Below are 3,505 nucleotides of genomic sequence, written 5' to 3'. Positions count from 1 at the left end.
GCGAAGCCGCGGCGGCGGCCGCGCTGCACGGCACGGTCAAGCAGCTGATGGCCAGCGAGGACGCCGCCGAGGGCGTGCGCGCCATGCTCGAACGGCGTCCGGGGAATTTTCAGGGGCGCTGAGCGGAACCAGTCGATGCATGACGGCCTGCAAGCCAGGCTTGCGTAGGGTGGATCGCGCGTCACCGATCCACCGCTTCTGGTGGCTGCAGACAGCGACATCCACCCTGCCCTGCGCCTCAGGTGGCCGGGCGCAACGCCTCGATCAAGGGCTGCAGCGAGTAGCCCAGGCGCGGCGCCAGCTCGCCAGCGCGCGCCTGCAGGCGGCCGCGATCCAGTTGCTGGTCGAGGTCGGCGGGGATCAGCAGCACCACGTTGCCCTCCTTCACCGGGCATTCCCAGTAGTGGCGGTGGTAGAGCCCGCGCAGCAGCGCGGCGCCGAGCGGCTTGCCGTCGTTGCCGGCCCACTGGTTGATGATCAGCCAGCCGCCGGGGTTGAGCTTTTCCCGGCAACGCTCGAGAAAGCGCCAGGCCAGGTGGCCGGCGCCCGGCCCCTGGTCGGTGTAGAGGTCGAGGAAGATCAGGTCGGCGGTCTCGGCGCTGCCCAGCAGCTCGGTGGCGTCGCCGATGCGGATGGTCAGCCGCGGGTCGTCATCCAGGCCGAGAAACTCCATGGCCAGACGCGGCACGTCGGGGCGTAGCTCGATGGCCTCGACGTCCTCCAGGGCCAGGAACTTGAGGCAGGCCTGGGTCAGGTTGCCGGCGCCCAGACCGAGAAACAGCGCGGTCTCCGGCGCATCGTGGCACAACGCGCCGAGCAGCATGGCGCGGGTGTAGTCGTACTCCAGCCAGCTCGGGTCGCCGGCGAACACGCAGCTCTGCTCGATGGCCTCGCCGAACTCGAGGAAACGGTAGGCGCCGATCTGCACCACGCGGATCACCCCGAAGGCATCGCGCACCTCGGCCAGCAGCACCTCGTCCTGCATCTGCAACTCGTCGCTCGGCGGCAATCCCGGCATGGCTCTCCCTCCAGCAGTGACATCCCGCACCAGAAGCGACGGGGCAAAGGCGCCGATTGTCATTGAAGCGGCCGCCCCCGGTCACGCGATAATTCCAGCACTTGCGCTGCTCACTCATAACAATAACGAGGTTCGCCATGTACGCCATCATCGGCGCCGGTCCCATGGGCCTGTGCACGGCCCGGCAATTGAAGAAGCACGGCATCGACTTCGTCGGTTTCGAGCTGCACAGCGATGTCGGCGGCCTGTGGGACATCGACAACCCGCACAGCACCATGTACCACTCGGCCCACCTGATTTCCTCCAAGGGCACCACCGAGTTCAGCGAATTCCCCATGCGCGCCGAGGTGGCGCCCTACCCGCACCACAGCGAGATGCGCCGCTATTTCCGCGACTACGCGCGGCAGTTCGGCCTGTACCCGCACTACCAGTTCGACACCCGGGTGGTGCAGCTGCAGCGCCTGGACCAAGGCTGGCAGCTGATCAGCGAGCGCCATGGCGAGCGCCGCGAATGGCGCTTCGACGGCGTGCTGATCGCCAATGGCACCCTGCATACGCCGAACCTGGCGGCGCTGCCGGGCGAGTTCAGCGGCGAGCTGCTGCATTCTTGCGCCTACAAGAGCGCCGAGCTCTTCGCCGGCAAGCGCGTGCTGGTGGTCGGCTGCGGCAATTCGGCCTGCGACATCGCGGTGGATGCCGTGCACCGCGCCGCCTCGGTGGACCTGTCGGTGCGCCGCGGCTACTACTTCCTGCCCAAGTTCATTCTCGGCAAGCCCACCGACACCTTCGGCGGCGCGATCAAGCTGCCGCGCCGGCTCAAGCAGCTGGTCGACGGCCTGCTGGTGCGCGCCCTGGTCGGCAAGCCGTCGCAGTACGGCCTGCCGGATCCGGACTACCGCCTGTACGAGTCGCACCCAGTGATGAACTCGCTGGTGCTGCACCACCTCGGCCACGGCGATATCCGCGCCCGCGGCGATATCGTCGCGGTGGACGGCCACAGCGTGCGCTTCGCCAACGGCGAACAGGCCGAGTACGACCTGATCCTGATGGCCACCGGCTACAAGCTCGACTATCCCTTTATCGAACGCGGCGAGCTGAACTGGCCGCAGGGCGCCGGCGCGCCGCAGCTGTACCTCAACGTCTTCCACCCCGAGCGCGACGACCTGTTCATGCTCGGCATGGTCGAGGCCTCCGGTCTCGGCTGGCAGGGCCGTGACGAGCAGGCCGAGCTGGTGGCCCTGTACATCCGCCAGCTGCAGGCCGGCAGTCCGGCGGCCGAAGCCTTGCGCCGGCTCAAGCGCGAACGCGCCGGGCAGCGCCTGGACGGAGGCTACCGTTACCTGGACCTGGAGCGCATGGCCTACTACGTGCACAAGGACAGCTATCGTCAGCGCATCGCCACCCATAGCGCGGCGCTGCGCCGCGAGCTGGCCGCCGGCGCCGTGCCGGCAGCCCAGGGAGCCTGAACGTGGGAGCCGTCACTATCGCCTTCGACCCCAGCAGCCTGGTGCTGATCAACCTGATCGTCGCCCTGATGATGTTCGGCGTGTCGCTCGACCTGCGCGCCGAGGATTTCCGCCGCATCGCCCGAGCGCCCAAGGCGCCGCTGATCGGCCTGCTGGCGCAGTTCGTGCTGCTGCCGGCGCTGACCTGCCTGGCCTGCTGGGCGCTGCGCATCCAGCCGGAACTGGCCCTGGGCATGGCGCTGATCGCCGCCTGCCCCGGCGGCAGCTTCTCCAACATCATGACCTGGATGGCGCGCGGCAGCGTCGCCGTGTCGGTAAGCATGACCGCGGTGTCCAGCCTCGCCGCCAGCCTGCTGACGCCGCTGAACTTCGCCCTGTACGCCTGGCTCAACCCCTACACCCGGCCGCTGCTGACGCAGATCGCCCTCGACCCGCTCGGCCTGCTCCTGCTGGTGCTGCTGGTGCTGGGTCTGCCATTGGTGGCCGGCATGTGGGTCGGCCGGCGCTTTCCGCAGCTGACCCTCAAGGTGGAAAAACCGCTGCGCCTGTTCGCCCTGCTGGTGATGCTCGGTTTCGTCGCCCTGGCCTTCAGCCGCAACCTGGAGCAGTTCACCACGCACTTCCACCTGTTCTTCTGGCTGGTGGTGGCGCACAACGCCCTGGCCCTGAGCATCGGCTACCTCAGCGCGCGGCTGAGCGGCCTGGCGGCCGCCGAACGTCGCGCCATCACCCTGGAGGTGGGCATCCAGAACTCGGCGCTGGGCCTGGTGATCATCTTCACCTTCTTCCCCCAGGTCGGCGGCATGCTGCTGATCGCCGCCTTCTGGGGCTGCTGGCACCTGGTCTCGGGCCTGGCCCTGGCCTGGTTCTGGTCGCGCCGCCCGCCGCCACTCACAGCCCCGCTGATCGCTCTCGGAGAAAAATGATGCGAGTCGTCCTGATCACCGGCGCCGCCAGCGGCCTCGGCTGGCAACTGGCGCGCGCCTGCCACGCCCGCGGCGACGCCCTGCTGCTCACCGAT

General features: G+C 68.7%; 3 protein-coding genes and 1 pseudogene. 3 read left to right on the top strand and 1 reads right to left on the bottom strand.

What is annotated here, in order from left to right:
* A pseudogene (locus N878_RS29570) lies at positions 1–122 on the top strand (enoyl-CoA hydratase); the annotation flags it as partial.
* Positions 123–238: 116 nt separating this feature from the next.
* Here the strand turns inward: N878_RS29570 and N878_RS15365 are convergent.
* Positions 239–1,018 (bottom strand): spermidine synthase, encoded by a 780-nt coding sequence (locus N878_RS15365; protein WP_021444507.1) that lies wholly within the window; start codon positions 1,016–1,018, stop codon positions 239–241.
* 137 nt (positions 1,019–1,155) lie between these two features.
* Between N878_RS15365 and N878_RS15360 the strand changes: the two genes are divergently transcribed.
* Complete coding sequence (locus tag N878_RS15360) at positions 1,156–2,484, top strand: NAD(P)/FAD-dependent oxidoreductase (RefSeq protein WP_021444506.1); 1,329 nt, start codon at positions 1,156–1,158, stop codon at positions 2,482–2,484.
* The gene (locus N878_RS15355) at positions 2,481–3,410 is read left to right on the top strand and encodes a bile acid:sodium symporter family protein (RefSeq protein ID WP_031303251.1); all 930 of its coding nucleotides are present in this window, start codon (positions 2,481–2,483) and stop codon (positions 3,408–3,410) included. Before N878_RS15360 ends, N878_RS15355 begins: the two co-directional genes overlap by 4 nt.
* Positions 3,411–3,505 lie beyond the last annotated feature (95 nt).

It is taken from the genome of Pseudomonas sp. EGD-AK9 (assembly GCF_000465935.2).
GTDB lineage: Bacteria > Pseudomonadota > Gammaproteobacteria > Pseudomonadales > Pseudomonadaceae > Aquipseudomonas.
The sequence above is the reverse complement of the archived record's forward strand: the minus strand, read 5'-3'. Positions and strand labels throughout refer to the sequence as shown.